Genomic DNA, 26,729 nt, shown 5'->3' with positions numbered 1-26,729 from the left:
CCCGGGCGAGGAATAAGGGGCTATTGGATCAGGCCGAATTCCTGGGCCAGGGTCTTGTATTGGGCGACCTGCTGTTTCACGTAGGTGTCCAGTTCCGGGCCGGTCATGGCGAAGGGAAAGAGCTCCCGCTGGTCGCGCAGCGTGTCGAAGTCCTGGGACACCAGCAGTTTGTCGAAGGCCGCTTTCCACCAGGCGTAGTCCTCGTCACTGACCTTCGGCCCCAGGTAGAAGCCGCGCACTACCGGCCAGACGATGTCGTAGCCCTGCTCGCGCGCGGTGGGGATGCCCTTCATTTCCGGCTCATCGATGCGCTGTTCGGCGAACACCGCCAGCAGGCGCATGTCACCGCTGAGAATGTGCGGCATGGAGTCGGAGATATCGGTGCTGCCCACCTGAATATGCCCGCCCAGCAGTGCGGTGGCGATCTCGCCGCCACCTTCGAGCGCCACGTAGCGCAACTCGCGTGGGTTGATGCCAGCGGCCTTGGCGATCAGCGCGGTCTGCATCCAGTCCTGGCTGCCCACGGTGCCCCCCGAGCCGATGACCACCTTGCTGGGGTCTTTCTTCAGGGCCTGCACCAGATCGTCCAGGTTTTTGTAGGGCGAATCCTTCTTCACCGCGATGGCGCCGTAGCTGGTGCCGACCGCGGCCAGCCAGCGCACCGCGCCTTCGTCGAAGCGGCCGAACTTGCCCTGGGCCAGGTTGAGCAGCGAACCGCTGGACCATGCCACCAGCGTGCCGGCATCGGCGGGGCGCTGGGCAACCACGGCGTTGTAGGCCACCGCACCCACGCCACCGGGCATGTAGGTGACGCGCATGGGTTTACTGAGGATCTTCTCGTTCACCAGTGCGCTTTGCACCAGCTTGCAGGTCAGGTCGAAACCGCCGCCGGGGGAGGCCGGGGCAATGCATTCGGGGCGTTTGGGTTCGGCGGCCAGGGCGGTGCTGCCAAGCAGCAGGCAACTGGCGGCCAGAGCCATGCGGCGCAGGGTAGGGCTCATGGGATGTCTCCGTTATTGTTTTTGTTGTAGCGAAAACGCGTCAGGGCGTTTTCGGCGATGGTAGGGGGCGAAGCTTTCACTAACCTTTCAGGTGCGGCGCGCGTGGGAAGCATCTGTTAGCCTCGGTGCCGTTTCATGCCACGTCCAATAAGAAGAGATTTCCATGCGCATCCTGCTCGCCGAAGACCATGTGTCGCTGGCCGAAAGCGTCGCCCAGGCCCTCAGGCATCTCGACCTGACCGTCGACGTGCTGCACGACGGCATCGCCGCCGACCTTGCCCTGAACAGCGAAGACTATGCGCTGGCCGTACTGGACGTGGGGCTGCCGCGCCTGGATGGTTTTGACCTGCTGGCCCGTCTGCGCGCCCGTGGCAAACACCTGCCGGTGCTGATGCTGACTGCACGCAGCGACGTGAAGGACCGGGTTCATGGCCTGAACCTGGGCGCCGACGACTACCTGGCCAAGCCCTTCGAACTCAGCGAACTGGAGGCCCGGGTCAAGGCTCTGCTGCGCCGCAGTGTGCTGGGTGGCGAGCGTCAGCAGCGCTGCGGTCCACTGGTGTACGACCTGGAAACCCGGCGCTTTACCCTGGGCGATGGCTGCCTGACCCTGACCTCCCGCGAGCAAGCCGTGCTGCAAGCCCTGATCGCCCGGCCAGGGCGGGTCATGAGCAAGGAACAACTGGCTGCCCAGGTGTTTGGCCTGGACGAAGAGGCCAGCGCCGATGCCATCGAAATCTACGTGCACCGCCTGCGCAAGAAGCTCGACGGGCAGGCCGTGGCCATCGTCACTTTCCGTGGCCTGGGCTACCTGCTCGAGGCCCGTGATGCGTAGCGTGGGCAGCCTGCGCGGGCGGCTGCTGTGGAACCTGGCGCTGTTGCTGGTGGTGCTCTTGGTGGCCAGTGGCCTGAGCGCTTACTGGAATGGTCGCGAGGCGGCCGACACCGCCTACGATCGTACCTTGCTGGCCTCGGCGCGCACCATCGCGGCGGGGCTCTCCCAGCGCGACGGCAGCCTGAGCGCGGACGTGCCCTATGTGGCGCTGGACACCTTTGCCTATGACAGTGCCGGGCGAATCTACTACCAGGTCAACGACATTCATCAGCAGTTGATTTCCGGCTACGACAATTTGCCCGCGCCGCCTGACGGCACCCCGCGCACCGATGATTACCCCGCCCTCGCGCGGTTCTACAATGCCCGCTATCTCGGCCAGGAGGTGCGGGTGGTCAGCCTGCTCAAGGCGGTCAGCGAGCCGAACATGAATGGCATGGCCGAGATCCGCGTGGCCGAGACTGAAGAGGCGCGCGAGCGCATGGCCCGCAGCCTGATGGCCGACACCCTGGTGCGGGTCGGCATGCTCGGCCTTGGCGCACTGTTACTGGTGTGGTTTGCCGTCAGCGCCGCCTTGCGCCCGCTGGAGCGCTTGCGCGGCGAGGTGGAAGCGCGCCAGCCGGATGACTTGCGGCCTCTGCCCGTGGTCAGTGTGCAGCGCGAACTGGTACCGCTGGTATCGTCGCTCAACCATTTCACCGAGCGCTTGCGTGGCCAGTTCGAACGCCAGGCGCAGTTCATCGCCGATGCCGCCCACGAATTGCGCACGCCCCTGGCCGCGCTCAAGGCGCGCATCACCTTGGGCCAGCGCGCCGGGCAGGGCGAGGTGTGGCGGCATACCCTGGACGCGGCGGCCCAGGATACGGACCGCCTGACTCACCTGGCCAACCAGTTGCTCTCCCTTGCGCGGGTGGAGAACGGCGCCCGTGCCGTGGCCGAGGGCGGGGCGCAACGTGTGGACCTTACCCAGCTGGCGCGAGAATTGGGCATGGCGCTTGCGCCGTTGGCTCACGCCCGTGGCGTGGCCCTGGCGTTGGAGGCCGATGGGCCAGTATGGCTGCGTGGCGAGCCGACCCTGCTCAACGAGTTGCTCAGCAACCTGGTGGACAATGCCTTGGCGCATACGCCAGCGGGCGGCAACGTGGTTCTGCGGGTACGCCCCCCGGCCGTGCTGGAAGTCGAGGACGACGGCCCGGGCATTCCCCTGGCCGAACGCGAGCGGGTGTTCGAGCGCTTCTACCGCCGCCGCGCCGAGGGCGCCGGGCTAGGGCTGGCGATCGTCGGCGAGATCTGCAAGGCACACCTGGCGCAGATCAGCTTGCACGACGGTGCCCCCAGGGGGCTGAAAGTGCAGGTCAGCTTCATCGCCGATTAGCGGAACATCGCTAACGCGTTGGCCAGGTCCGGGCCCGACAGCGGCATCTCGTCGCCCAGCTTCAGGTGCTGGCAGGCCGGCAGGTCGGGCAGCCGATGGCAATCGTTCTGGCGCACCAGGCGAGCGATCTGCACCACATCGGCGTAGTCGATGTGCGCGGTCTGGCGGTTCAGGTCCAGGTACTGGCCGGGTACCAGGGCCAGTTGCTGGGGGAATTCCCAGGCACGCAGGATCTTGTCGCCCAGCAGCGGGTGAATGCGTTCGATCACGTGGTTCAGGCACACCGGGTCCGAGAGCAACTCGTTGTGGTCCTGGGCATAGGTCAGGATCGGCAGGATGCCGATCTGGTGCACCAGGCCGGCGAGGGCCGCCTGGTCGGACTTCAACGGGGCGTAGCGGCGGCAGAGCTCGTAGCTGATACCCGCCACTTCCAGGCTCTGGCTCCAGACTTCATGCATTTTGGCTTGTACCACGGGGGAGCGGGCGTGAAAAATCTGCTCGATCACCAGGCCGATGGCCAGGTTGCTGCCGTAGTTGATGCCCAGCCGGCTGATGGCCGCGTTCAGGTCGGTGACTTCCTGGCTGGCGCGCAACATGGGGCTGTTGACGACCTTGATCAGGCGCGCCGCCAACGCCGGGTCACGGCTGATGACCTTGCCCAGGGCTGCGATGCTGATGTCCTGGTCTTCGGCTGCCTCGCGGATGCGCAAAGCGACTTCCGGCAAGGTAGGCAATACCAGGTCATCATTTTCGATGGCCGCCAGCAAATGCTCTTGAACCTGTTCGGCCAATTCGCTCATCTCGACTTCCTGAGGCGCTAACGCGGTGGGCGCCCGTCAAGCCATCGACGGGCGGGCAGTATATGCCTAGCGTTGGATCTCGCGGTCGCGGTCCAGTTCATACGGCAGGTCGAGCAACTGCAGGCGCGGGCCTTCCAGGCTACCCAGGTGGATGTTGCCATCCTCCACGGCCTCGGCCTGCAGCACCGCGAGCAGCTCGCTGCCCTGTTCGGCGTGAGCGGCCAGCGCCACCTCACCGATGGAACTGCCGTGGGTGGGCGCGAACAGGAGGGTGCCAGGCGCTGGAAGGTCCGTGCCGCCCAGCGACAGGCGGTACAGGCGACGTTTCAGTTTGCCCAGGTACTGCATGCGCGCCACGATTTCCTGGCCGGTGTAGCAGCCTTTCTTGAAGCTGACACCGCCCACGGCTTGCAGGTTGAGCATCTGCGGAATGAAGGCTTCACGGGTTTCGGGCATCACCTGTGCAATGCCTGCGCGAACCTGGCCCAGCAGCCAGGCATCGAGCTCGCCCGGCGCCAGCAGCGCGGCCAATTGCTGCTTGACGCTGTCGGCCTGCTCGGCCGGCACCCACAATTCGGCGCGATCGGGGGACACGCGCACGGCGATAAGGACCTCGTGGCGAGCTGCCACGTTGTTCTCTTCGCCCAGTTCCAGGCCCAGGGCCTGCAAGGCCGCCTGGCCGCCGACGAGGCCGAAGCGTACCCACGCATCGCTTTCATCGGTGAGCTTGGATTTGGAGAACACTGCGTATTTCTTCAGGTCTGCCAGTTGGGGCTCGACCAGCTCGCGCGCCATGGCCAGCAGCACGCCATCACCTTGCAGGACGATGCGGAAGCTCGACTGCATGCGGCCCTTCTGGGTGCAGCGGGCCCCGAGGCTGGCGTAATGCTCGTTGAGGTAATTGATGTTGCAGGTCAATTGACCCTGCAAGAACTTGCCGGCATCGGAGCCGCGGACGGCGAGAACGCCTTCGTGGGACAGCACGCAGAAAAAAGCAGAATCGGCCATGGGACATCGCAAGGGCAAAAAGACTGAAACACATGATAGAGCAAGGTACAAGCTACAAGCTACATCGATAGCTTGCAGCTTAAAGCTACATAGGTCCAAGTGCCCGACGGCGCCTGCCCCTGTATACTGCCCGCCTATTTGAGGAGCGCTCCATGGTCGAAGATATTGAACTCAACCGGCTCTACTGGCATAGCCGCCGCGGCATGCTGGAGCTGGACGTCTTGCTGGTGCCTTTCGTCAAGGAGGTGTACCCAAGCCTCGATGACACGGACCGCGAATGCTACCGCCGCCTGCTGGAATGCGAAGACCAGGACATGTTTGGCTGGTTCATGGAGCGCACCGAGTCCCAGGACCCGGAGCTGCAGCGCATGGTTCGCATGATCCTGGACCGTGTCCAGCCCAAGTAAGGTCTTTCAGTGCCGCTGGCAGCCGTCCCGACGGTTGTTGGCGGCTTACCTCACCGCGCAGGGGCTGGCCCTGGTCAGCCTGCTGTTGCTCGACGTGCCTTTTGCATGGCGTGCGCTGGGTGTGCTGACGTGCATCGCCCACGGCGTCTGGCACCTGCCGCGCGTCATTCTGCTCGACCACCCCCTTGCCTGGCGCGGTTTGCGCCGGGACACGGGTGGCTGGTCGCTGTGGCGCCGTGCCGATGGCTGGCAGGTGGTGCAACTGCTGCCCGACAGCATGGCGCTGCCGGGGTTGGTGGTGCTGCGCTTTCGCGCCAAGGGCCAGTGGTGGCCGCGCAGCCTGTGCCTGCCGGCCGACACGCTGAGCGCCGATGAACACCGGCGCTTGCGGGTGCGGCTCAAGTTCAGTCGTCGAAGGTGGGCGGCACCAGGATAGTGTCCCGCGCCTCGGGCAGCATCTCGGGGTAGTCCAGCGTGTAGTGCAAGCCGCGGCTTTCCTTGCGCTGCATGGCCGAACGGATCATCAGTTCGGCGACCTGCGCCAGGTTGCGCAGCTCGATCAGGTCGCGGCTGACCTTGTAGTTGCTGTAGAACTCGTCGATCTCGTCCAGCAGCAGCCGTACCCGGTGCTCTGCCCGCTGCAGACGCTTGGTGGTGCGCACGATGCCCACGTAGTCCCACATGAAGCGGCGCAGTTCATCCCAGTTGTGGGCGATGATCACGTCTTCGTCCGAATCGGTCACCTGGCTGGCATCCCAGTGGGGCAACGCCTCGGGCATGGCAATGTGCGGCAGCAGCCCGACGATGTGCGCGGCGGCCGAACGGCCATACACGAAACATTCCAGCAGCGAGTTGCTGGCCATGCGGTTGGCGCCGTGAAGCCCGGTGAAGGTGGTTTCGCCAATGGCGTACAGGCCCGGCACGTCGGTACGGCCCTGTTCGTCCACCATTACCCCGCCGCAGGTGTAGTGCGCCGCCGGTACCACCGGTATGGGCTGGCGGGTGATGTCGATGCCGAAGGCCAGGCAACGCTCATACACAGTGGGGAAATGCGTGGTGATGAATTCGGCAGGCTTGTGGCTGATGTCCAGATACACGCAGTCAATGCCCAGGCGTTTCATTTCATGGTCGATGGCCCGGGCCACGATGTCCCGTGGCGCCAGCTCGGCGCGCGGGTCGAAGCGTGGCATGAAGCGCTCGCCGTTGGGCAGCTTGAGCACCGCGCCTTCGCCGCGCAGGGCTTCGGTCACCAGGAAACTCTTGGCCTGAGGGTGGTACAGGCAGGTGGGGTGGAACTGGTTGAATTCCAGGTTCGCGACCCGGCAGCCGGCCCGCCAGGCCATGGCGATGCCGTCACCGCAGGCGCCGTCGGGGTTGCTGGTATAGAGGTAGACCTTGGCCGCACCGCCCGTGGCCAGGACGGTGAAGCGGGCGCCGAACGTGTCGACTTCACCCGTATTGCGGTCCAGCACATAGGCGCCCAGGCAGCGGTCACCGGTCAGCCCCAGGCGGCGCTCGGTGATCAGGTCCACGGCCACTCGCTGTTCCAGCAGTTCGATATTGGGGCGCAGGCGGGTCTGGGCCAGCAATGTCTTGAAAATAGCCGCGCCCGTGGCATCGGCCGCGTGAATGATGCGCCGGTGACTGTGGCCGCCCTCGCGGGTCAGGTGGAACTCGAAACTGCCTTCTTCGTGGTCGGGGTCGTCGTCACGGGTAAAAGGCACACCCTGGTCGATCAGCCACTGGATGGCTTCGCGGCTGTGCTCCACGGTGAAGCGCACCGCGTCCTCATGGCACAGGCCGCCGCCGGCATTGAGGGTGTCCTCGACATGGGACTGCACCGTATCGGTGTCGTCCAGCACCGCGGCCACACCGCCCTGGGCCCAGAATGTGGAGCCGTTGGCCAGGTCGCCCTTGCTCAAGACTGCGATACGCAGATGGCCCGGCAAGGTCAGCGCCAGGCTCAGGCCGGCTGCACCGCTGCCAATCACTAGAACGTCGTGTTGATACTGCTGGCTCATGTCTGGGGTTCCGCTGCAAAGGCGACTATTGTTTTGCGCGCAGTCTCGTTCATGCGGGGTGGGGAGTGCAATGCTCTGATGGTAGGGGCTGCGGCGATCGCACTGCGGGCTTGCTCTTCATGCGGGCACGGTGTGGTGGCAAGTCGCTGGGCGCGCCGCTTCAGGCACCACTAGTATATAAATGGGGCGAGCGGCACAATAGCCAAACCTTCATGGCGTTGTGGAACTATACCGTTGGTCGGGTCATCAGATGTATGGACCTGCGCAAGCGAAGATTACGCCCGACCACCGGTCTTGAGCGCTGTTACACGGCTGAAACACCGACGGTCAGTGCTTGATCATGCAACGTCCGTGGGCGATCCCTGCAAATACCGGGAACTTTATGCAACATGCCGGTATCCATAGACGGTCGCCCATGAGAAGGGAAGGGGCGTCGGCTTTATGTGGGGCTGAAGTCGCTGGCCACTGCAAGCGGATTCGACGACAAGATTATTGACGCAGCCGGCCATGACCGCGCTGCGGTTTTCGTGCAGGCCAAATTATGGTTCGCAGGAAACTTGCTTGGAGGGGAGAACTTTTGCGAAAAGCCCGAGTCTATGTTTGCAAGCCTGAACGTTGGCTTAAGCAATGCTCCTCCCGGCTCAACGAGGAGTGTTCATGCTAACCCAGGAAGAGGATCAGCAACTGGTCGAGCGTGTTCAACGCGGCGACCGGCGAGCTTTCGATCTGTTGGTGCTGAAATATCAGCACAAGATTCTCGGGTTGATCGTGCGTTTCGTGCACGACACCCATGAAGCCCAGGACGTGGCGCAAGAGGCCTTCATCAAGGCGTATCGAGCGCTTGGAAATTTTCGCGGTGACAGTGCGTTTTATACGTGGCTGTACCGTATCGCCATCAACACGGCGAAAAACTATCTGGTTTCCCGCGGTCGCAGGCCGCCAGATAGCGATGTGAGTTCCGAGGATGCCGAGTTCTACGACGGCGATCATGGCCTCAAGGATCTGGAGTCTCCGGAGCGCTCCCTGTTACGCGATGAGATCGAGGGCACCGTCCACCGGACCATCCAGCAACTGCCAGAAGATTTGCGTACGGCGTTAACTTTACGTGAATTCGACGGTCTGAGTTACGAGGACATTGCCAGCGTCATGCAATGCCCGGTGGGTACCGTGCGATCTCGGATTTTCCGCGCTCGGGAGGCCATAGATAAAGCCCTGCAGCCTTTGTTGCAGGAAACCTGAGACAGCGGCGACAGCCAAGAGAGGAACCGCCATGAGTCGTGAAGCTTTGCAGGAATCGCTGTCCGCGGTGATGGATAACGAAGCGGACGAACTGGAATTGCGCCGGGTCATCAACGCGCTTGAGGACCCGGAAACACGAGCTACCTGGAATCGTTACCAGATTGCTCGTGCTGTAATGCACAAGGACTTGCTTGACCCGCGCCTGGACCTGGCTACTGCCGTGTCCGTGGCCATTGCCGACGAAGTCGCGCCCGTCAAAACCATCCGTGGCCCTTGGCGCAGCATCGGTCGCCTGGCTGTGGCTGCCTCGGTTACCGTGGCCGTGCTGGCTGGTGTTCGCCTGTACAACCAGGACGAAATCACCGGCAATCAGTTGGCCCAACAGCAGCCCGCTACCCAGCAGGCGCCGTCTGTGCCGCAGGTTCAAGGTCCTGCCGTGCTGGCCGGTTACACCGAAAGCGCCGACCAGAGCACCGGCCCGATGGCCAATGGTGTGCTGCAAGGCCAGCCGGGTGCACATGACCAGCGTCTGCCAGGTTACCTGCGTCAGCATGCTCAGGAAGCTGCGCTGAAAGGCACCGAAAGCGCGTTGCCGTATGCACGTGCTGCGAGCCTTGAAAACCGCTAGGGAGCTTCATGCGCGCCATACCGCTACTACCGCTATTGCTCGGTTCTTGCCTGAGCGTTCCGGCCTTCGCGGCCAACGACGCTTCACAATGGCTTAACCGCCTGGCCCAGGCCGAGCAGCAGCAGAGTTTCCAGGGCACTTTCGTCTACGAACGCAACGGCAGCTTCTCCACCCACGATATCTGGCATCGCGCCCAGAATGGCAAGGTCACCGAGCGGCTTCTGCAGCTCGATGGCTCGGCCCAGGAAGTCGTGCGCGTGGATGGCCGCACCCAGTGCGTGAGCGGTACGCTGGTGTCTGGCGTGAGCCAGGCCCCCAGTGCGTCGGCCCGGGAGCTGGACCCGCTGAAGTTGATGTCCTGGTATGACCTGGCGGTAGCGGGGCAATCCCGGGTGGCAGGGCGTGACGCTACCATCGTCACCCTGACGCCCAAGGACCAGCATCGCTACGGTTTCGAATTGCATCTGGACACCCAGACTGGCCTGCCGCTTAAATCGTTGTTGCTTGACGACAAGGGCCGCCTGCTCGAACGCTTTCAGTTCACCCGCCTTGCCCCCAATGCGCCCACCGACGCCGACCTGGCCGCCAGTGACAACTGCAAGCCCCTGGGGCCTGCCGTCGCTGCCCAGCCGTCGGTATCGGGTACTGGCCATTGGCGTTCGGATTGGCTGCCACCCGGCTTCGAGCTGGCCAACAGTTCCGTGCGCAAGGATCCGGACAGCAAGACCACTGTCACCAGCCTGATGTACGACGATGGGCTGGCCCGTTTCTCGGTGTTCCTGGAGCCGCTCAACGGCACCTCGGGCATGGACACTCGCACGCAGTTGGGACCGACCTCGGCGGTCTCCCGGCGCCTGACGACGCCCAAGGGCGACGTCATGGTCACGGTGGTGGGAGAGATCCCCATCGGCACCGCCGAGCGAATTGCCTTGTCGATGCGCGCCCAAGACACCCAGGCGAAGAATTGAGGCGCCAGTGCTGAGCAGAATCAGGCGCGCAGGGAGCGCGTCACGGCATCCGTTACAAAGGATGACGAAATGAAACTTCTGTCAGTCAGGTTGCAAAATCCCCTGAATTTTTCTATAGGTCAGACCCTCAAGGGTCTGGCCTTGTGTGCTTTTCAAAGGATCGCCACTGCCGACAACCCGGACCCGGACCTTGCCTTGGGCAGCGTCCGGGTTTTGTGCGTCTGGCGTTCCCCATTGCTAAACCTTGCTCGTTACTGACGGGAGCCGTATGTCGATACTACGCTTGAAATCCTACCTGACCGTGTGCGCGGCCGTGCTGATGCTCGGCCAGGCTGTTACCGCCCAGGCCGAGGCGCTGCCTGACTTCACCGGCCTGGTAGAGCAGGCCTCGCCTGCCGTGGTCAACATCAGTACCACCCAGAAGCTGCCTGACCGCAGCGCCGCCAGCGGGGACATGCCCGACCTGGACGACCTGCCGCCAGCGTTCCGCGACTTCTTTCGCAACATGCCGCGCTCGCCGCGCAGCCCCAAGGGCGACCGCCAGCGTGAAGCCCAGTCGCTGGGCTCGGGCTTCATCATTTCCGATGACGGCTATGTGCTGACCAACAACCACGTGGTGGCCGACGCCGATGAAATCATCGTGCGCCTGTCCGACCGCAGCGAGCTGAAAGCCAAGCTGGTGGGCACCGACGCCCGTACCGACGTGGCGCTGCTGAAAATCGAAGGCAAGAACCTGCCAACCGTGAAACTGGGTGACTCCGACAAGCTCAAGGTGGGCGAGTGGGTGCTGGCCATCGGCTCGCCGTTCGGCTTTGACCATTCGGTGACCAAAGGCATCGTCAGCGCCAAGGGCCGTACCCTGCCCAATGACGCCTATGTGCCGTTCATCCAGACCGACGTGGCCATCAACCCGGGCAACTCCGGCGGCCCGCTGTTCAACATGAACGGTGAGGTCGTGGGCATCAACTCGCAGATCTTCACCCGCTCCGGCGGCTTCATGGGCCTGTCTTTCGCCATCCCGATCGACGTGGCCATGGACGTGGCCAACCAGTTGAAGAAGGACGGCAAGGTCAGCCGCGGCTGGCTGGGCGTGGTCATTCAGGAAGTGAACAAGGACCTGGCTGAGTCGTTCGGCCTGGACAAACCGGCCGGCGCCCTGGTGGCCCAGTTGGTGGAAGACGGCCCTGCGGCCAAGTCCGGCCTGCAGGTAGGTGACGTGATCCTGAGCATGAACGGCCAGCCGATCGTCATGTCGGCCGACCTGCCGCACCTGGTCGGGGGCCTGAAGGCGGGCGCCAAGGCCAGCCTGGAAGTGATCCGCGAAGGCAAGCGCAAGACCATCGACGTCACCGTTGGCGCCATGCCAGCCAATGACGACGACATCATGGCCGGCGACGCTGCCAAGCCCCAGGGCGAAAGCAACAGCAACCGCCTGGGCGTGTCCGTGGCCGACCTGACCGCCGATCAGAAAAAGACCCTGGACCTCAAGAGTGGCGTGGTCATCAAGGACGTCCAGGACGGCCCCGCGGCCATGATCGGGCTGCAGCCGGGTGACGTCATCACCCACCTGAACAACCAGGCCATCGGTTCGGCGAAGGAATTCACCGACATCGCCAAGGGCCTGCCGAAGAACCGTTCGGTGTCCATGCGTGTACTGCGCCAGGGCCGCGCGAGCTTCATCACCTTCAAGCTGAGCGAGTAAAGTCGCAGGCCTGAACAGGGAAGGGCAGCCATCGCGCTGCCCTTTTTTGTGTCTGGCAGTGTCGTGAATTGCTGCAGGCGCTGGCTTGCCAGCGAGCTTTCAGGATCCTTTCAGGGCCAAAGCGTGCTGGCAAGCCAGCGTCTGCAGGATCTTCATGATCAACCCGCTCCCACACAACCCCGTTATTCAGGTACAATTCCCGGCTATTTTTCGTTGGGCGTCCAGCCCGCAGCCTTTTCGAGTGTTGATCCGTGAGTGATTTGAGTCATATCCGCAATTTCTCCATCATCGCCCACATTGACCATGGCAAGTCGACGCTGGCCGATCGGTTCATCCAGATGTGCGGCGGCCTTGCCGATCGCGAGATGGAAGCGCAGGTACTGGACTCCATGGACCTGGAGCGCGAGCGTGGGATCACCATCAAGGCCCACAGCGTCACGCTGCACTACAAGGCTCAGGACGGTAAAACCTACCAGCTGAACTTCATCGACACCCCCGGCCATGTCGACTTCACCTATGAAGTCAGCCGCTCGCTGGCCGCCTGCGAAGGCGCGCTGCTGGTGGTCGATGCCGGCCAGGGCGTGGAAGCGCAGTCGGTTGCCAACTGCTACACCGCCATCGAGCAGGGCCTGGAAGTCATGCCGGTCCTGAACAAGATGGACCTGCCCCAGGCCGACCCCGACCGCGTCAAGGACGAGATCGAGAAGGTCATCGGCATCGACGCCACCGACGCCGTGGCGTGCAGCGCCAAGAGCGGCATGGGCGTGATCGACGTGCTCGAGCGCCTGGTGCAGACCATTCCAGCCCCTACCGGCAACATCGAAGATCCGCTGCAAGCGTTGATCATCGACTCCTGGTTCGACAACTACCTGGGCGTCGTGTCCCTGGTACGCGTGCGCCACGGCCGTGTGAAGAAGGGCGACAAGATCCTGGTCAAGTCCACCGGCAAGGTGCACCTGGTCGACAGCGTCGGCGTATTCACCCCCAAGCACACCGCCACCGCGGACCTGAAGGCCGGCGAAGTAGGTTTCATCATCGCCAGCATCAAGGACATTCACGGTGCGCCGGTCGGTGACACCCTGACCCTGAACAGCACCCCCGATGTGCCGGTGCTGCCAGGCTTCAAGCGCATTCAGCCACAGGTGTACGCCGGCCTGTTCCCGGTCAGCTCCGATGACTTCGAAGACTTCCGCGACGCCCTGTCCAAGCTGACCCTCAACGACTCGTCGTTGCAGTACCTGCCGGAAAGCTCCGACGCGCTGGGCTTCGGCTTCCGCTGCGGTTTCCTGGGCATGCTGCACATGGAGATCATCCAGGAGCGCCTGGAGCGCGAGTACGACCTGGACCTGATCACCACCGCCCCGAGCGTGATCTTCGAGGTCGTGCTCAAGACCGGTGAAACCATTTACGTCGACAACCCGTCGAAACTGCCGGATGTCTCGTCGGTCGAGGATTTCCGTGAGCCGATCGTGTCGGCCACCATCCTTGTGCCTCAGGAGCACCTGGGCAACGTCATTACCCTGTGCATCGAGAAGCGTGGCGTTCAGCGCGACATGCAGTTCCTCGGCAGCCAGGTGCAGGTGCGTTACGACCTGCCGATGAACGAAGTGGTGCTGGACTTCTTCGATCGCCTGAAATCCACCAGCCGCGGCTATGCTTCCCTGGACTACCATTTCGATCGCTACCAGTCGGCCAACCTGGTCAAGCTGGATGTGCTGATCAACGGAGACAAGGTTGATGCCCTGGCCCTGATCGTTCACCGCGACAACGCCCACTACAAGGGGCGCGCGTTGACCGAGAAGATGAAAGAACTGATTCCTCGTCAGATGTTCGACGTTGCGATCCAGGCCGCCATCGGCGGGCAGATCGTGGCGCGGACCACTGTCAAGGCGCTCAGAAAGAACGTACTGGCCAAATGCTACGGTGGCGACGTGAGCCGTAAGCGCAAGCTGCTGGAGAAGCAGAAGGCCGGTAAGAAACGCATGAAACAGGTCGGCAACGTGGAAATTCCACAAGAAGCCTTCCTCGCCGTGCTCAGGTTGGATAGTTAGGTCCTATGTCGCTAAATTTCCCGCTGTTGTTGGTCATCGCTGTCGCCGTCTGCGGTTTGCTGGCCCTGTTCGACCTGGTCTTCCTGGCTTCGCGCCGCAAGACCGCGGTCGCTACCTACCAGGGCAGTGTCAGCGAGCCGGACCCGGTGGTGCTCGAGCAGTTGAACAAGGAACCGACGCTGGTCGAATACGGCAAGTCGTTCTTTCCGGTGCTGTTCATCGTGCTGGTGTTGCGCTCATTCCTGGTCGAGCCCTTCCAGATCCCGTCGGGGTCCATGAAGCCGACGCTGGAAGTGGGCGATTTCATCCTGGTGAACAAGTTCTCCTACGGCATCCGCCTGCCGGTGATCGACAAGAAGGTCATCGAGATCGGTGACCCGCAGCGCGGCGATGTCATGGTGTTCCGCTACCCCAGCGACCCGAACGTCAACTACATCAAGCGCGTGATCGGCTTGCCGGGTGACAAGATCCGGTACACCAACGACAAGCGCCTGTACGTGAACGACCAACTGGTGGCCGAGACCCTGCTGGGCACCGAGCCTGGAACACTGGGTACCGCCGAGCTGTACCAGGAAAAACTCGGTGACGTGGAGCACCTGATCCGCAAGGAAATGGGCCGTTACCACATGCCGCCGGACAACCAGTGGACGGTGCCCGCCGGGCACTACTTCATGATGGGCGACAACCGCGACAACTCCAACGACAGCCGTTACTGGGATGACCCGCGCATTCCCAAGGAGCTGCTGGGCATGGTCCCGGACCGCAATATCGTCGGCAAGGCCTTCGCGGTCTGGATGAGCTGGCCGGAGCCGAAGATGAGCCACCTGCCGAATTTCTCGCGGGTCGGGCTGATCAAGTAACACCAGGCGGCGCTGTCCATTGGGCAGCGCCGAATGCTTTTCAGGCGTCAGCAAGGAAGGGAGCTTGAGATGAACAAGGCCGCTTCGCAGAAAGGCGTTTCGCTACTGGGCGGGTTGGTGATTCTGGCAGTGCTCGGGTTTGTGGCCAGCACGGCCTTCAAAGTGCTGCCACACTACTTCGACTACTGGTCGATGAAGAAGATCATCGAGTCGGTGTCGACCGACAAGGCGCAGCAGATCGACAGCGTGCAGGCGTTCTATACCCATGTGCGCAACGGGATGCAGGTCAACAACATCAATGACCTGAACCTGGAAAAGGCTTTGACCGTGACACTGGACGACGACGTGTTCGCCGCCCATTTGCAATACGAACAGCGTGAGCCACTGGTCGGCAACCTCGACCTGGTGGTGAAATTTGACCACGAATTCAGCGTGCGTAAACCGTGAGTGTTTCCTTGAGCCGTCTCGAGCGTCAGCTCGGCTATACCTTTAAAAACCAGGACCTGATGGTGCTGGCCTTGACACACCGCAGCTTCGCGGGGCGCAACAACGAGCGCCTCGAGTTCCTCGGTGATGCCATCCTCAATTTCGTGGCGGGCGAATCGTTGTTCGAACGGTTCCCCCAGGCCCGCGAAGGCCAGCTGTCGCGCCTGCGCGCCCGGCTGGTGAAAGGCGAGACCCTGGCCGTGCTGGCCCGTGGTTTCGACCTGGGCGAATACCTGCGCCTGGGCAGCGGTGAATTGAAGAGCGGCGGTTTCCGCCGCGAGTCGATCCTGGCCGATGCCCTGGAAGCACTGATTGGTGCCATCTACCTGGATTCGGGCATGGAAGTGGCCCGCGAGCGCGTGTTGTCCTGGCTGACCAGCGAGTTCGACAGCCTGACGCTCGTAGACACCAACAAGGACCCCAAGACCCGCCTGCAGGAACACCTGCAGTCGCGGGGCTGCGACCTGCCGCGTTATGAAGTGGTGGATATCCAGGGCGAACCGCATTGCCGGACGTTTTTCGTCGAATGTGAAGTGGTCCTTTTGAACGAAAAAAGCCGGGGTCAGGGCGTGAGCCGTCGCATTGCCGAACAGGTAGCGGCCGCATCAGCACTGATAGCCCTGGGCGTGGAGAATGGCAATGACTGATACAACCCAAACCCGCTGTGGCTATGTCGCAATCGTCGGCCGCCCGAACGTGGGCAAGTCCACGCTGCTCAACCACATCCTGGGCCAGAAGCTGGCGATCACCTCGCGCAAGCCGCAGACCACCCGCCACAACATGCTCGGCATCAAGACCGAGGGTGACGTGCAGGCCATCTACGTCGACACCCCCGGCATGCACAAGAGCAACGAAAAGGCGCTCAACCGCTACATGAACAAGACCGCTTCGGCGGCCTTGAAAGACGTGGACGTGGTGATCTTCGTGGTCGACCGCACCAAGTGGACCGATGAAGACCAGCTGGTGCTCGAGCGCGTGCAGTACGTGCAGGGCCCGGTGATCCTGGCCATCAACAAGACCGACCGCATCGAGGACAAGGCCGAGCTGATGCCGCACCTGGCCTGGTTGCAGGAACAGCTGCCCAACGCCGAGATCGTCCCGGTGTCGGCCCAGCACGGCCACAACCTCGACGCCCTGGAAGGCCTGATCGCCAAGCACCTGCCGGAAAACGATCACTTCTTCCCTGAAGACCAGATCACCGACCGCAGCAGCCGGTTCCTGGCTGCCGAGCTGGTACGCGAGAAGATCATGCGCCAGCTGGGTGCCGAGCTGCCGTACCAGATCACCGTCGAGATCGAAGAATTCAAGCAGCAGGGCAAGACCCTGCACATCCATGCCCTGATCCTGGTGGAGCGTGATGGTCAGAAGAAGATCATCATTGGCGACAAGGGCGAGCGCATCAAGCGCATCGGCATGGAAGCGCGCAAGGACATGGAGCTGCTGTTCGACTCCAAGGTCATGCTCAACCTGTGGGTGAAGGTCAAGGGCGGCTGGTCCGACGACGAACGCGCCTTGCGCTCGCTGGGTTACGGCGACGTCTGACCCCCTGTGGCAAGGCTTGCTTGCAAGGGGTTCTTCAGGGCCTCTCGCGAGCAAGCTTTGCTCCCACAGTGTGCACGGCCCATCCGAGCTGTACCGCTGTGTAGCAAAGCGTGGTGGCGATGAGGCCATTCGCGTCGCAGCAAGCCTGAAGGCATTCGAGCCATGTCCAACCCGCCCATCCTGCAACCCGCTTACGTACTGCACTCGCGCCCTTACCGCGAGAACAGCGCCCTGGTCGATTTCCTGACCCCAGGCGGTCGCCTGCGCGCGGTGCTGCGCAGTGCGCGCAGCAAGGCTGGCACCCAGGCGCGCCCGTTCGTGCCGTTGGAAGCCGAATTCCGTGGCAAGGGCGAGCTGAAGAACGTCGGCCGCATGGAAACCGTGGGCGTAGCCGCCTGGATGGTGGGAGATGCGCTGTTCAGTGGCTTGTACCTCAATGAGCTGCTGATCCGCCTGCTGCCCGCCGAGGACCCGAATCAGGTCATCTACGACGCTTACGCGGCCACCCTCCAGGCCCTTGCCGCCGGGCGCCCGCTGGAGCCGCTGCTGCGGGCCTTCGAGTGGCGGCTGCTGGACGAACTGGGTTACAGCTTCGCCCTGGACACCGACATCAACGGCGATGCGGTGGAGGCAGACGGTATGTATCGCTTGCAGGTAGACGCCGGGCTTGAGCGGGTGTGGCTGGTACAGCCCGGCTTGTTCAGCGGTAGCGCGCTGCTGGCCATGGCCGAAGCCGACTGGACCACCCCCGGGGCATTGAACGCGGCCAAGCGCCTGATGCGCCAGGCGCTGGCCGTGCACCTGGGCGGTCGTCCGCTGGTAAGCCGGGAACTGTTTCGCAAGCCGTAAGCAAGACGTATCCTAGGCGTTCAATTCCAAGGAGCGCTCCCGTGACCACCAGCAATCGCATTCTTCTCGGCGTCAACATCGACCACGTGGCAACCCTGCGTCAGGCTCGCGGCACGCGCTACCCTGACCCGGTCAAGGCTGCGCTGGACGCCGAAGAGGCGGGTGCCGACGGCATCACCGTGCACCTGCGCGAAGACCGCCGGCATATTCAGGAACGCGATGTGCTGCTGCTCAAGGACGTGCTGCAGACGCGCATGAACTTCGAGATGGGCGTTACCGAGGAAATGCTCGCCTTCGCTGAACGCATCCGCCCGGCCCACGTATGCCTGGTACCGGAAACCCGCCAGGAACTGACCACCGAGGGTGGCCTCGACGTGGCCGGCCAGGAAGCGCGCATCCAGGCAGCGGTGGAGCGCCTGGCCAAAATCGGTTGTGAAGTGTCGTTGTTCATTGACGCCGACGAGCACCAGATCGCCGCGTCCAAGCGCGTGGGTGCGCCCGCGATCGAATTGCACACCGGCCGTTATGCCGATGCCCAGACGCCGGCTGAAGTGGCCGAAGAGCTCAAACGCATCGCCGACGGCGTGGCTTTTGGTGTCGCCCAGGGCCTGATCGTCAATGCCGGGCATGGCTTGCATTATCACAACGTCGAGGCCGTGGCGGCCATCAAGGGCATCAACGAGCTGAACATAGGTCACGCGCTGGTGGCCCATGCCCTGTTCGTCGGCTTCAAGGCGGCTGTGGCGGAAATGAAGCAACTGATTGTGGCTGCCGCTCGCTGATCGTCTTGCTGCTTCCCACGCTTCACCCGGTCCTGCAGAGCAGCAATGCCCATCTGTAGGACCGGGCGAAGCTCGGGAACCAGGCGGCGCCAATCTCACCCCTTGAGGTAACCCTCCACCAACCCTACCCAGCACGCCGCGCCCAGCGGGATCACCGCGTCGTCGAAGTCATAGTGGTCGTTGTGCACCGAGCATCCGGTGAACTCACCGGTGCCATTGCCGAGAATGAAGTAGCAACCAGGCTTCTCGTCCAGCATCCAGGCGAAGTCCTCGCTGCCCATGATTCGCACTGGCATTTTCTGCAACACGTTGTCGGTGCCCAGCACATCGCGCGCCACTGCCAGCATGCGCTCGGTCTCCGCCGGGCTGTTGACCAGCACCGGGGCCAGCAACTGGTAGTCGATCTCGGCCTTCACCCCAAAACTCGCCGCCTGGCCTTCGACGATCTCGCGGATGCGCTTTTCCACCCGTGCACGCACGGCCGGGTCCGCCGTGCGCACGCTGAGCATCACCTTGGCCGTCTCGGGAATGATGTTGTACGCCGTGCCCGCCTGCACCATGCCCACGCTCAGTACCGCGGCGTCATCGGTGGACAGGTTGCGCGAGATCACGGTCTGCAGGGCAGTGATGATCCCGGCCAGGGCCGGCACCGGGTCGATGGCACGTTCGGGCATGGCGCCGTGGCCACCGCGGCCGGTCAGGGTGATGGTAACGCGCTCCGACGAGGCCATGAACCCACCGGGCTGCACCACCGCCTGGCCGACCGGCAGGCCGGGCATGTTGTGGTAGGCGTACACCGCATCGCAGGGGAAGCGGGTGAACAAGCCGTCATCGATCATCTGCTTGGCGCCGGCCAGGCCTTCTTCATCCGGCTGGAAGATCAGGTTCAAGGTGCCGTCGAACTCGGCATGCAACGCCAGTTGCTCGGCGGCGGCCAGCAGGGTGGCGGTGTGCCCGTCGTGGCCGCAGGCGTGCATGCGCCCCTGGTACTGGCTGGCCCAGGGCAGTCCGTTCTTTTCCAGAATCGGCAGGGCGTCCATGTCGGCACGGATGCCCAGGGTGCGCGTACCGGTGCCGCGCTTGAGCACGCCGACCACCCCGCAGCCGCCTACGCCTGTGTGTACTTCATAGCCCCAGGCCCCCAGCATTTCGGCGACCAGGCTAGCGGTGCGTGGTACTTCGCCGCCCAGCTCCGGGTAGCTGTGGATGTCCCGGCGAATGACCGCGAAATGCTCGGCGCTGGCTTGCAGTTTCTGGTTGATGATCAGGTTGCTCATGGTTACTTCCTTTTCTGGCAGTAAAGGGGAGACTCAGGCACGCCCCGGGTGTTCCGGGAACAGGCGCAGGGCGATCAGGCTCAGCACCAAGGTGGCGATCAGGTACAGGGCAGGGGTCAAGGGGTTGCCGGTCAGGCCGATCAGCCAGGTCACCAGCAGCGGCGAAAAACCACCGAACAAGGTCACGCCGAAGCTGTAGATCACCGACAGCCCGGTGACGCGCTGCTCGCGGGGGAAGGCCTCCATCAACATGGCAAAGCTGGCACCGACGCCGACCGCCATGGGCATGATCAGCAAGGCAATGGCCAGCATGCACAGCCAGGTGCTTTGCAGGCCCAAGAGCAGAAACGACGGGTAGGCGAACACCAGCGCCAGCCCGGCCACCCAGTACAGCAGTGGCTTGCGCCGGGTAAACCGGTCGGCATAACGCGCGGCGATCGGCGGGATCACCGCCAGCAGGGCACTGGCCAGGCCCACCAGGGCGAAGGAAAAGCTGCCCGGGTAGTGCAGGGTCTGCACCAGGTAGGTGGGCATGTAGAACACCACCATGTACATGCTCACGGTAGAGGCCGCCATCCACATGATGCCCAGCAGCAGGGTGCCTTTGTGCTCGCGCAGCAATTGCGCCAGCGAGGGGGTGTCGGCGGTTTCAGTATGGGTTTCATCCAGGTGCTGGCGAATGAACCAGCCTACCGGGCCGATCATCAGGCCGATGATGAAGGGTACCCGCCAGCCCCAGCTCTGCAGCGCTTCGGGGCTCAGGTTACTGCTCAGCAGCAGGCCGGTGAGGGCGCCCAGCAGTGCCGCTGCCCCTTGGCTGGCGCCCTGCCAGCTGACCATGAAACAGCGGTTGGCGGTGCTGCCCGATTCCATCAGGAACGCCGAGGCACTGCCCACTTCGCCGCCTGCCGACAGGCCTTGCAGCAGTCGGCCGAACACCAGCAGCAGGGTGGCGGTGATGCCGATGCTGGCATAGGTCGGGGTGAAGGCGATGATGCCGGTGCCCACGGTCATCAGGGCGATGGTCAGTGACAACGCCGCCTTGCGCCCGCGACGGTCGGCCACCCGGCCGATCAGCACCGCGCCCAGGGGGCGCATCAAAAAGCCCACGGCAAAGGTGGCCAGCGACATCAGCAACGATGCCAGGGCCGATTCGCCAGGAAAAAACAGTTTGCCGATGATCACGGCGAAGAAGCTGTACACCGTGAAATCGTAGATTTCCAAGCCATTGCCCAAGGACGAGGCGATGACCACGCGGCGCATCTTGCGTGCATGCAGCGAGGCCGTGGCCGGGCTGGGATGGAGGGGCAAATCACTGGCGGGGGTGCTCTTCATGGCGCTGTTCCTGTACCCGGGGTCGTGGTGAGCGGGAGTGTTGAACAGTGCCGCGCAAACTGCACATCCCTTTTATGCAAGGCCCCAACCGTTGGTGCGGATGAGCATTGGCCAGGGAAAGGGCTGGCGATGGTTGTGGGCATTTTCGACTCGCGGTGCGCGAAAGTGGTGCTGATGAGCTGGGGAGATGGGTAACGGTGGGGGCTGGCGGAAGGTCAGCCTGGCGCGCGGGGTGGCGAAAGCGCCTGTGACGGCGGTGGTGCGGGGGCATCCAGCCTGGCGGTAAACCCCTTGCGCAATGCTCCAGCAATCCGGCGTGGGGCCGGGCGAAACTCAGGAAGATATCGACGCGGTGAAACAGTAATCACGCGGCGCTCCCTTCCCGAGCTTAGCCCCGTCCCATGGGTAGGGGCGCGCTAGATGGGCAGGGGTTTGCCTGCCAATTGCTCGTGCAGATGGGCGAACAACTGCCCCGCGGTCTTGGTCAGGTAGCTGCGGTTCACGCACACCAGGTTCACCGAATACTCGGGCACCGGCTCCTGGATGTCGATTTTCTGCAGGTGCTTGGACATGTCGCTCAACCCTACCAGGTCATGGCCCAGGGCCGGCTGGCTCATGATCATCACCGCGTCACTGTCGATCAGCATCTTGATCGCGAGGTTCATGGCCGTGCATTCGAATACCTTGCGCGGGCGGCCAAGGGCACTGCCTTCGAACAGCTGGTTGAACTGTGACTGGTTGTCGGTGAGGGGGTCGACGCTGATCCAGTTGGCTTGCTGCAGCAGGCGCAGGGAGCGCACGTTGCGCATGGGGTGGTCCTTGCGCACGACCACCACGCCGGGGATACGGCACAGCGGTTGCCAGTCCAGGCCCACGGCGTTGACGGGCACCTGTGAGGTCAGGGCGAAATCCAGCAGGCCGTCGCGCAGGTGCTGCAACAGCTGCGCAGGGCGCATCTCCAGGACTTTCAGGGTGGCATTGGGGTAGCTTTGCTGAAAGCTCAGCAGGGTTTGTTTGAGCGATTGCAGCAGGGCGGTGACCGGGGTGACGCCAATGGTGATCTCGCTGACCACCAACCCCTTCATGTCTTCGATTTCCTGGCGCGCCCGGCGCACGCTTTCCAGCGCCTGGCGGGCGTGGCCGAGCATGCGCTGGCCATATTCGGTGAGGGTCATGCCCTTGTTGGAGCGTACCAGCAGGGTGATGCCCAGTTCGTTTTCAAGTTCCTTGATGGCCCGGCTCAAGGCCGACTGGGTGAGGTGCAGTACCTGGGAGGCGTCTTGCAGGCTACCGGTTTCATGGATGGAGACGAGCGCACGGAGTTGATGCAGTTTCATTGTTATTCCTGACAACGGCCACAGGCCTGTAAGGTTGCCCTGCACGGGCGTCTGGGTGAAGTGTGCCAGAAGGTCGCGGGTGCAGGGCAGTCCCTGGCGTGTATCAGCGCCCGTAAACCGGGAAAGCCTGGCTCAGCGCCGCCACCTGGGCGGCCACTTCGGCTTCCACGTCGGCGTCGCCCAGGTGGTCGAGCACATCACAAATCCAGCCTGCCAGGCGCACGCACTCGGCTTCGCCAAAGCCACGGGTGGTGACGGCGGGCGTGCCGATGCGCAGGCCCGAAGTCACGAAGGGCGACTGCGGGTCGTTGGGCACGGCGTTCTTGTTGACGGTGATGTGCACGCGGCCCAGCGCGGCGTCGGCGTCCTTGCCGGTGATGCCGCGGCGGATCAGGCTCACCAGGAACAGGTGGTTGTCGGTCCCTGCGGAGACCACATCGTAGCCGCGCTCCACGAACACCCCGGCCATGGCACGGGCGTTATCGATGACTTGCTGTTGGTACACCTTGAACGCCGGGGCCAGCGCCTCTTTGAAGCACACAGCCTTGGCGGCGATCACGTGCATCAGAGGGCCGCCCTGGCCGCCGGGGAATACCGCCGAGTCCAGCTTCTTCTCCACGGCCGGGTTGCTGCGCGCCAGGATCAGGCCACCGCGCGGGCCGCGCAGGGTCTTGTGGGTCGTGGTGGTGACCACGTCTGCGTAGGGCAGGGGGTTGGGGTAGAGCCCGGCGGCCACCAGCCCCGCGACGTGGGCCATGTCCACGAACAACCAGGCCCCCACCTTGTCGGCGATGGCGCGGAAACGCGCGAAATCCAGGGTGCGCGAATAGGCCGAGAAGCCGGCGATCAGCATTTTGGGTTGATGCTGCACGGCCAGGCGTTCCACCTCGTCATAGTCGATCAGCCCCTGGTCGTCGATGCCATACTGCACCGCGTTGTACAGCCGGCCGGAAAAACTGACCTTGGCGCCATGGGTCAGATGCCCGCCGTGGGCCAGGCTCATGCCCAGCACGGTGTCGCCCGGTTGCAGCAGCGCCAGGAACACCGCAGCGTTGGCCTGGCTGCCCGAGTGGGGTTGGACGTTGGCGTAGTCGGCGCCGAACAATTGCTTGGCCCGGTCGATGGCCAGTTGCTCGACCACGTCCACGTGTTCACAGCCGCCGTAGTAACGTTTGCCCGGGTAGCCTTCTGCATATTTATTGGTCAGCACGCTGCCTTGGGCCTGCATCACGGCCGGGCTGGTGTAATTCTCGGAGGCGATCAGTTCGATGTGTTGCTCCTGGCGGCAGGCTTCCAGGGTAATGGCATCGTTCAGGGCGGGGTCGAAATCGGCGAGGGTGAGGCTTTTGGAGAACATGGGGCGGGTCCTTGTGTCCGGTATTGAGATGGAGTGGACAGAGCAAGGCCGATGCCAATTCGTTTATTCTATTAAAATCAATAAGTTGCAGAATAGTTGGTTGAAGCGCTGCAATGATTTCATTCCGGTTGGCTCGCGCACGGATGGAAAATTACCAGCATTCAAGGATGGATGGTCACGGTTGTAGTGGTTTCGTTACGATGGAATGATATCGATACATAACGTGCAGGAGCTGCCAAGGCAGTTCCTGCATCCGGTCCCATCAACCTGCGGGCTTCACGGTGCGAACGGCAGCTCGCGCTTGTGCTGGCTGTTGTCGTAGGTGCGCACGATGATGGCGTAGGCCTCATCGCTGACCTTTTCGCCATGCAGGAAGGCGTCGATCTGGGCGTAGCTCACGCCGTGGGCTTCCTCGTCAGGCTTGCCTGGGCGCAATTCTTCCAGGTCGGCGGTGGGCACTTTTTCCACCAGGTTTTCCGGGGCACCCAGGTGGCGGGCAATGGCCCGTACCTGGTTCTTGACCAGGCCGCTGAGCGGGGCCAGGTCGCAGGCGCCGTCGCCGAACTTGGTGAAGAAGCCCCTGACATTCCTCCCTCCGAAAAAGTGCACAATCAACCGCAATTAATCAGTGTTTGTGGCGCTAATGATATGTGCATAATCCACGTTTGCACAACGAAAAAAAATTAAAAAAATTTTCGTCCTCCTCCCAGCTTTGCCAGCAATCGACGCACGGCATCATCCCTGATCCGGCATAATGACCCCATTGTGACAAGGTGCTGCGACATAACAGGCCTGTCCTTGACTGGGCCATCAGAGACGCGTCATCAAACACACGTCATCACAGATGAGCCACCAGGGACCAGCCACCAGAAGGGAGCAGCAGAGATGAGCCACCAGCGCCACATCGTGCTGCCGCTCAGTCGTCTTCAGCCCATTCGGTAGCGCTAGATGCGACACCTGGTCCACGGCGCAGCATCTTGTAGATCCCATATCACGTTTCCGGAGGACCCATGGATCAGCGTTTGAGAGTGGTAATGGCCCAGTTGAACATCCGGGTTGGGGATGTTCACGGCAACGTCGAGAAGATCATCGAAGCAGCTCAGAAAGCTCGTGACGACCTTGGCGCCCAGGTCATCGTCTTCCCTGAGCTGACTCTGTGCGGCTATCCACCAGAAGATCTGCTTCTACGTTCCAGCATGCAAAGCCGGATCGAAAAAGCACTGGCGCGCGTCCGCGAGGCCGCTCGGGGGATAGTGATCGTGATCGGCTTCCCGTGGGTTGAAGATGGCGCTCGTTACAACAGTTGCGCAGTGATCTCAGAAGGGGAAGAGGTTGCTCGCTACTATAAGCAGCGCCTGCCGAACTACCGCGTCTTCGATGAGAAGCGCTATTTCGAGTCCGGCAGCGGCCCCTGCGTTGTTAGCCTGTTCGGCATCCAGGTCGGCATCACGATCTGCGAAGACATCTGGTTCTCTGAGCCCCTCAAGCAAGCCTGTGACGCTGGCGCTCAGATCATGCTGACGCTCAACGCATCGCCGTTCCATCGAGGCAAGCAGGCAGAGCGCGAAGCCCTGCTGGCCCAGCGGGCTGACGAGTGCTCGATCCCGATGGTGTACGTGAATCAGGTCGGAGGCCAAGACGAGCTGGTTTTTGACGGCAATAGTTTTGTCGTGGACGGCAACGGCAAGGTCACCCAACGCGCTCCAGCGTTTGAAGAAGGCCTGTACGTCACCGACTTCGATTGCACCAACAATGCCTTGGTGCCTGTTCCAGGGCCTGTGACAGAGCTGCTGAGCCTTGAAGCCAGCGTGTACCAGGCACTGGTGAGTGGCGTTAAAGACTACGTGCAACGCAATGGCTTTAAAGGTGTTGTGCTGGGCCTTTCTGGCGGTATCGACTCAGCACTGGTGCTGGCTGTTGCTACTGACGCCCTTGGCGCAGAAAACGTCGAAGCTGTGATGATGCCGTACCACTACACGGCACAGATGAGCCAAGACGACGCGAGAGAAGAAGCCGACATCCTGGGCGTGAAGTACAGCGTGCTGCCTATCGCCCCCATGGTTGAAGCGTTCCTTTCTACCCTTGCGCCGATGTTCGAAGGTCTGGGCAAGGACACCACAGAGGAGAACCTCCAGGCCCGGTGCCGCGGCACCATGCTTATGGCCATCTCCAACAAGAAGCGCTACTTGGTTCTGACCACTGGCAACAAGAGCGAGATGGCTGTTGGTTACGCGACCCTATACGGCGACATGGCCGGTGGGTTTGACGTCCTCAAGGACGTACCGAAGACCCTGGTGTTCAAGCTCTGCGAGTACCGCAATACCTTGGGCTACGTGATCCCGCAGCGCGTCATTGATCGCCCGCCATCGGCTGAGCTGGCACCTGACCAGAAAGACGAAGACTCCCTCCCTCCATATCCGGTGTTGGACGAAATTCTGCGTCTGTACGTTGAGCAGGACCTGTCTGCCGACGCGATCATCGAGGAAGGCTTTGACGCAGAGGTCGTGCGCAAAGTGATCCGACTTGTTGACCTCAACGAGTACAAGCGTCGGCAGGCAGCTGTGGGACCACGGATTACCGAGCGCGGGTTCGGGCGAGATCGTCGCTACCCGATCACCTCGGGCTGGCGTATCGGCGACTGATCTTCAGAACCTGTTGATTAAGTGAGGTAGGCGCCTGTAGGTATCGGGCTTACCGCACCACGAATGAACTCCAACTTTCGTGGTGCGGCAAGCATGATCTTTAGCCTCCACGTCTTCATGCCTCCACGCTTCACGTCTTCAGCCTCACCGACTACACCTTTGCACCTATGAGGCTCGTCGTTTCGCGCTTTCGTAGGTAGGTAGGTAGGTAGGTAGGTAGGTAGGTAGCA

At 62.7% G+C, this 26,729-nt stretch carries 24 protein-coding genes and 1 pseudogene; 16 read left to right on the top strand and 9 right to left on the bottom strand.

Features of this window, described 5'->3' with window-relative positions:
* Window positions 1-20: 20 nt before the first annotated feature.
* Complete coding sequence (locus tag QBK88_RS02365) at window positions 21-1,001, bottom strand: Bug family tripartite tricarboxylate transporter substrate binding protein (protein ID WP_277960767.1); 981 nt, start codon at window positions 999-1,001, stop codon at window positions 21-23.
* Window positions 1,002-1,164: 163 nt separating this feature from the next.
* On the opposite strand from QBK88_RS02365, the gene QBK88_RS02360 reads away from it, so the two are divergent.
* Entirely contained in the window at window positions 1,165-1,836 is a 672-nt protein-coding gene (locus tag QBK88_RS02360) for a response regulator (RefSeq protein WP_277960766.1), read from the top strand.
* Complete coding sequence (locus tag QBK88_RS02355; protein ID WP_277960765.1) at window positions 1,829-3,208, top strand: sensor histidine kinase; 1,380 nt, start codon at window positions 1,829-1,831, stop codon at window positions 3,206-3,208. The genes QBK88_RS02360 and QBK88_RS02355 overlap by 8 nt, the downstream gene beginning before the upstream one ends.
* On the opposite strand, the gene QBK88_RS02350 is transcribed toward QBK88_RS02355, so the two are convergent.
* Window positions 3,205-4,008, bottom strand: a complete 804-nt coding sequence (locus tag QBK88_RS02350; RefSeq protein WP_277960764.1) for an HDOD domain-containing protein — start codon at window positions 4,006-4,008, stop codon at window positions 3,205-3,207. The genes QBK88_RS02355 and QBK88_RS02350 overlap by 4 nt on opposite strands.
* Before the next feature lie 66 nt (window positions 4,009-4,074).
* The gene (ygfZ, locus tag QBK88_RS02345) at window positions 4,075-5,016 is read right to left on the bottom strand and encodes a CAF17-like 4Fe-4S cluster assembly/insertion protein YgfZ (protein WP_277960763.1); all 942 of its coding nucleotides are present in this window, start codon (window positions 5,014-5,016) and stop codon (window positions 4,075-4,077) included.
* 152 nt (window positions 5,017-5,168) lie between these two features.
* On the opposite strand from ygfZ, the gene QBK88_RS02340 reads away from it, so the two are divergent.
* Both QBK88_RS02340 and QBK88_RS02335 read left to right on the top strand, forming a co-directional pair.
* Window positions 5,169-5,423 carry an FAD assembly factor SdhE gene (locus QBK88_RS02340; RefSeq protein ID WP_268148797.1) on the top strand — a complete coding sequence of 85 codons (255 nt, stop codon included), beginning with the start codon at window positions 5,169-5,171 and terminating at the stop codon, window positions 5,421-5,423.
* On the top strand, window positions 5,407-5,859 hold the full coding sequence (locus QBK88_RS02335; protein WP_277960762.1) for a protein YgfX: 453 nt from the start codon (window positions 5,407-5,409) through the stop codon (window positions 5,857-5,859). The genes QBK88_RS02340 and QBK88_RS02335 overlap by 17 nt, the downstream gene beginning before the upstream one ends.
* On the opposite strand, the gene nadB is transcribed toward QBK88_RS02335, so the two are convergent.
* Window positions 5,828-7,444 carry an L-aspartate oxidase gene (gene nadB / locus QBK88_RS02330; protein WP_277960761.1) on the bottom strand — a complete coding sequence of 539 codons (1,617 nt, stop codon included), beginning with the start codon at window positions 7,442-7,444 and terminating at the stop codon, window positions 5,828-5,830. The two genes, QBK88_RS02335 and nadB, sit on opposite strands and share 32 nt — an antisense overlap.
* Before the next feature lie 657 nt (window positions 7,445-8,101).
* On the opposite strand from nadB, the gene rpoE reads away from it, so the two are divergent.
* The 11 genes from rpoE (at window position 8,102) to pdxJ (ending at window position 18,551) form a co-directional block, all read left to right on the top strand.
* Complete coding sequence (gene rpoE, locus QBK88_RS02325) at window positions 8,102-8,683, top strand: RNA polymerase sigma factor RpoE (RefSeq protein ID WP_003252049.1); 582 nt, start codon at window positions 8,102-8,104, stop codon at window positions 8,681-8,683.
* 31 nt (window positions 8,684-8,714) lie between these two features.
* Entirely contained in the window at window positions 8,715-9,311 is a 597-nt protein-coding gene (locus QBK88_RS02320) for an RseA family anti-sigma factor (protein WP_277960760.1), read from the top strand.
* Between the two features lie 8 nt (window positions 9,312-9,319).
* A complete protein-coding gene (locus tag QBK88_RS02315; RefSeq protein WP_277960759.1) occupies window positions 9,320-10,279 on the top strand; it encodes a MucB/RseB C-terminal domain-containing protein in 960 nt (319 codons plus the stop codon).
* Window positions 10,280-10,547: 268 nt separating this feature from the next.
* Window positions 10,548-11,981: a DegQ family serine endoprotease gene (locus tag QBK88_RS02310; protein ID WP_277960758.1), complete on the top strand. Its 1,434-nt coding sequence runs from the start codon at window positions 10,548-10,550 to the stop codon at window positions 11,979-11,981.
* Between the two features lie 251 nt (window positions 11,982-12,232).
* A complete protein-coding gene (gene lepA / locus QBK88_RS02305; RefSeq protein ID WP_277960757.1) occupies window positions 12,233-14,032 on the top strand; it encodes a translation elongation factor 4 in 1,800 nt (599 codons plus the stop codon).
* Between the two features lie 5 nt (window positions 14,033-14,037).
* A complete protein-coding gene (gene lepB / locus QBK88_RS02300; RefSeq protein ID WP_158154584.1) occupies window positions 14,038-14,892 on the top strand; it encodes a signal peptidase I in 855 nt (284 codons plus the stop codon).
* A 69-nt stretch (window positions 14,893-14,961) separates the two neighbouring features.
* Window positions 14,962-15,339, top strand: coding sequence for a DUF4845 domain-containing protein (locus QBK88_RS02295; protein ID WP_277960756.1), 378 nt, complete (start codon window positions 14,962-14,964; stop codon window positions 15,337-15,339).
* The gene (gene rnc, locus QBK88_RS02290) at window positions 15,336-16,025 is read left to right on the top strand and encodes a ribonuclease III (RefSeq protein ID WP_268148814.1); all 690 of its coding nucleotides are present in this window, start codon (window positions 15,336-15,338) and stop codon (window positions 16,023-16,025) included. Before QBK88_RS02295 ends, rnc begins: the two co-directional genes overlap by 4 nt.
* Window positions 16,018-16,920 carry a GTPase Era gene (era, locus tag QBK88_RS02285; RefSeq protein ID WP_158154581.1) on the top strand — a complete coding sequence of 301 codons (903 nt, stop codon included), beginning with the start codon at window positions 16,018-16,020 and terminating at the stop codon, window positions 16,918-16,920. Before rnc ends, era begins: the two co-directional genes overlap by 8 nt.
* 162 nt (window positions 16,921-17,082) lie before the next feature.
* Entirely contained in the window at window positions 17,083-17,769 is a 687-nt protein-coding gene (gene recO, locus QBK88_RS02280; RefSeq protein ID WP_277960755.1) for a DNA repair protein RecO, read from the top strand.
* Window positions 17,770-17,810: 41 nt separating this feature from the next.
* The gene (gene pdxJ / locus QBK88_RS02275) at window positions 17,811-18,551 is read left to right on the top strand and encodes a pyridoxine 5'-phosphate synthase (protein ID WP_277960754.1); all 741 of its coding nucleotides are present in this window, start codon (window positions 17,811-17,813) and stop codon (window positions 18,549-18,551) included.
* Between the two features lie 95 nt (window positions 18,552-18,646).
* On the opposite strand, the gene QBK88_RS02270 is transcribed toward pdxJ, so the two are convergent.
* The 5 genes and pseudogenes from QBK88_RS02270 to nadE all read right to left on the bottom strand — a co-directional run.
* Window positions 18,647-19,828 (bottom strand): M20 aminoacylase family protein, encoded by a 1,182-nt coding sequence (locus tag QBK88_RS02270; protein WP_277960753.1) that lies wholly within the window; start codon window positions 19,826-19,828, stop codon window positions 18,647-18,649.
* 33 nt (window positions 19,829-19,861) lie between these two features.
* Window positions 19,862-21,163, bottom strand: coding sequence for an MFS transporter (locus QBK88_RS02265; RefSeq protein WP_277960752.1), 1,302 nt, complete (start codon window positions 21,161-21,163; stop codon window positions 19,862-19,864).
* A gap of 416 nt (window positions 21,164-21,579) precedes the next feature.
* Window positions 21,580-22,500: a LysR family transcriptional regulator gene (locus QBK88_RS02260; protein ID WP_277960751.1), complete on the bottom strand. Its 921-nt coding sequence runs from the start codon at window positions 22,498-22,500 to the stop codon at window positions 21,580-21,582.
* A 103-nt stretch (window positions 22,501-22,603) separates the two neighbouring features.
* Window positions 22,604-23,857 (bottom strand): serine hydroxymethyltransferase, encoded by a 1,254-nt coding sequence (gene glyA, locus QBK88_RS02255; protein ID WP_277960750.1) that lies wholly within the window; start codon window positions 23,855-23,857, stop codon window positions 22,604-22,606.
* Window positions 23,858-24,133: 276 nt separating this feature from the next.
* Window positions 24,134-24,442: pseudogene (nadE, locus tag QBK88_RS02250) on the bottom strand (NAD(+) synthase); the annotation flags it as partial.
* Window positions 24,443-24,867: 425 nt separating this feature from the next.
* Here nadE and QBK88_RS02245 point away from each other — a divergent pair.
* Window positions 24,868-26,499: an NAD+ synthase gene (locus QBK88_RS02245; protein ID WP_277960749.1), complete on the top strand. Its 1,632-nt coding sequence runs from the start codon at window positions 24,868-24,870 to the stop codon at window positions 26,497-26,499.
* The last annotated feature ends 230 nt before the right edge of the window (window positions 26,500-26,729 follow it).

The organism is Pseudomonas sp. RIT-To-2 (assembly GCF_029623465.1).
In the GTDB taxonomy this organism is placed as follows: Bacteria; Pseudomonadota; Gammaproteobacteria; order Pseudomonadales; family Pseudomonadaceae; genus Aquipseudomonas; species Aquipseudomonas silvicola.
This window is presented reverse-complemented; position numbering and strand designations above follow the sequence as displayed.

Excerpts from the sequence above, each read along its gene's own strand:
- QBK88_RS02365 (WP_277960767.1), bottom strand. The coding sequence starts at position 1,001 with ATGAGCCCTACCCTGCGCCGCATGGCTCTGGCCGCCAGTTGCCTGCTG.
- QBK88_RS02360 (WP_277960766.1), top strand. The coding sequence starts at position 1,165 with ATGCGCATCCTGCTCGCCGAAGACCATGTGTCGCTGGCCGAAAGCGTC.
- QBK88_RS02355 (WP_277960765.1), top strand. The coding sequence starts at position 1,829 with ATGCGTAGCGTGGGCAGCCTGCGCGGGCGGCTGCTGTGGAACCTGGCG.
- QBK88_RS02350 (WP_277960764.1), bottom strand. The coding sequence starts at position 4,008 with ATGAGCGAATTGGCCGAACAGGTTCAAGAGCATTTGCTGGCGGCCATC.
- ygfZ (WP_277960763.1), bottom strand. The coding sequence starts at position 5,016 with ATGGCCGATTCTGCTTTTTTCTGCGTGCTGTCCCACGAAGGCGTTCTC.
- QBK88_RS02340 (WP_268148797.1), top strand. The coding sequence starts at position 5,169 with ATGGTCGAAGATATTGAACTCAACCGGCTCTACTGGCATAGCCGCCGC.
- nadB (WP_277960761.1), bottom strand. The coding sequence starts at position 7,444 with ATGAGCCAGCAGTATCAACACGACGTTCTAGTGATTGGCAGCGGTGCA.
- rpoE (WP_003252049.1), top strand. The coding sequence starts at position 8,102 with ATGCTAACCCAGGAAGAGGATCAGCAACTGGTCGAGCGTGTTCAACGC.
- QBK88_RS02320 (WP_277960760.1), top strand. The coding sequence starts at position 8,715 with ATGAGTCGTGAAGCTTTGCAGGAATCGCTGTCCGCGGTGATGGATAAC.
- QBK88_RS02315 (WP_277960759.1), top strand. The coding sequence starts at position 9,320 with ATGCGCGCCATACCGCTACTACCGCTATTGCTCGGTTCTTGCCTGAGC.
- QBK88_RS02310 (WP_277960758.1), top strand. The coding sequence starts at position 10,548 with ATGTCGATACTACGCTTGAAATCCTACCTGACCGTGTGCGCGGCCGTG.
- lepB (WP_158154584.1), top strand. The coding sequence starts at position 14,038 with ATGTCGCTAAATTTCCCGCTGTTGTTGGTCATCGCTGTCGCCGTCTGC.
- QBK88_RS02295 (WP_277960756.1), top strand. The coding sequence starts at position 14,962 with ATGAACAAGGCCGCTTCGCAGAAAGGCGTTTCGCTACTGGGCGGGTTG.
- era (WP_158154581.1), top strand. The coding sequence starts at position 16,018 with ATGACTGATACAACCCAAACCCGCTGTGGCTATGTCGCAATCGTCGGC.
- recO (WP_277960755.1), top strand. The coding sequence starts at position 17,083 with ATGTCCAACCCGCCCATCCTGCAACCCGCTTACGTACTGCACTCGCGC.
- QBK88_RS02270 (WP_277960753.1), bottom strand. The coding sequence starts at position 19,828 with ATGAGCAACCTGATCATCAACCAGAAACTGCAAGCCAGCGCCGAGCAT.
- QBK88_RS02265 (WP_277960752.1), bottom strand. The coding sequence starts at position 21,163 with ATGAAGAGCACCCCCGCCAGTGATTTGCCCCTCCATCCCAGCCCGGCC.
- QBK88_RS02260 (WP_277960751.1), bottom strand. The coding sequence starts at position 22,500 with ATGAAACTGCATCAACTCCGTGCGCTCGTCTCCATCCATGAAACCGGT.
- glyA (WP_277960750.1), bottom strand. The coding sequence starts at position 23,857 with ATGTTCTCCAAAAGCCTCACCCTCGCCGATTTCGACCCCGCCCTGAAC.
- QBK88_RS02245 (WP_277960749.1), top strand. The coding sequence starts at position 24,868 with ATGGATCAGCGTTTGAGAGTGGTAATGGCCCAGTTGAACATCCGGGTT.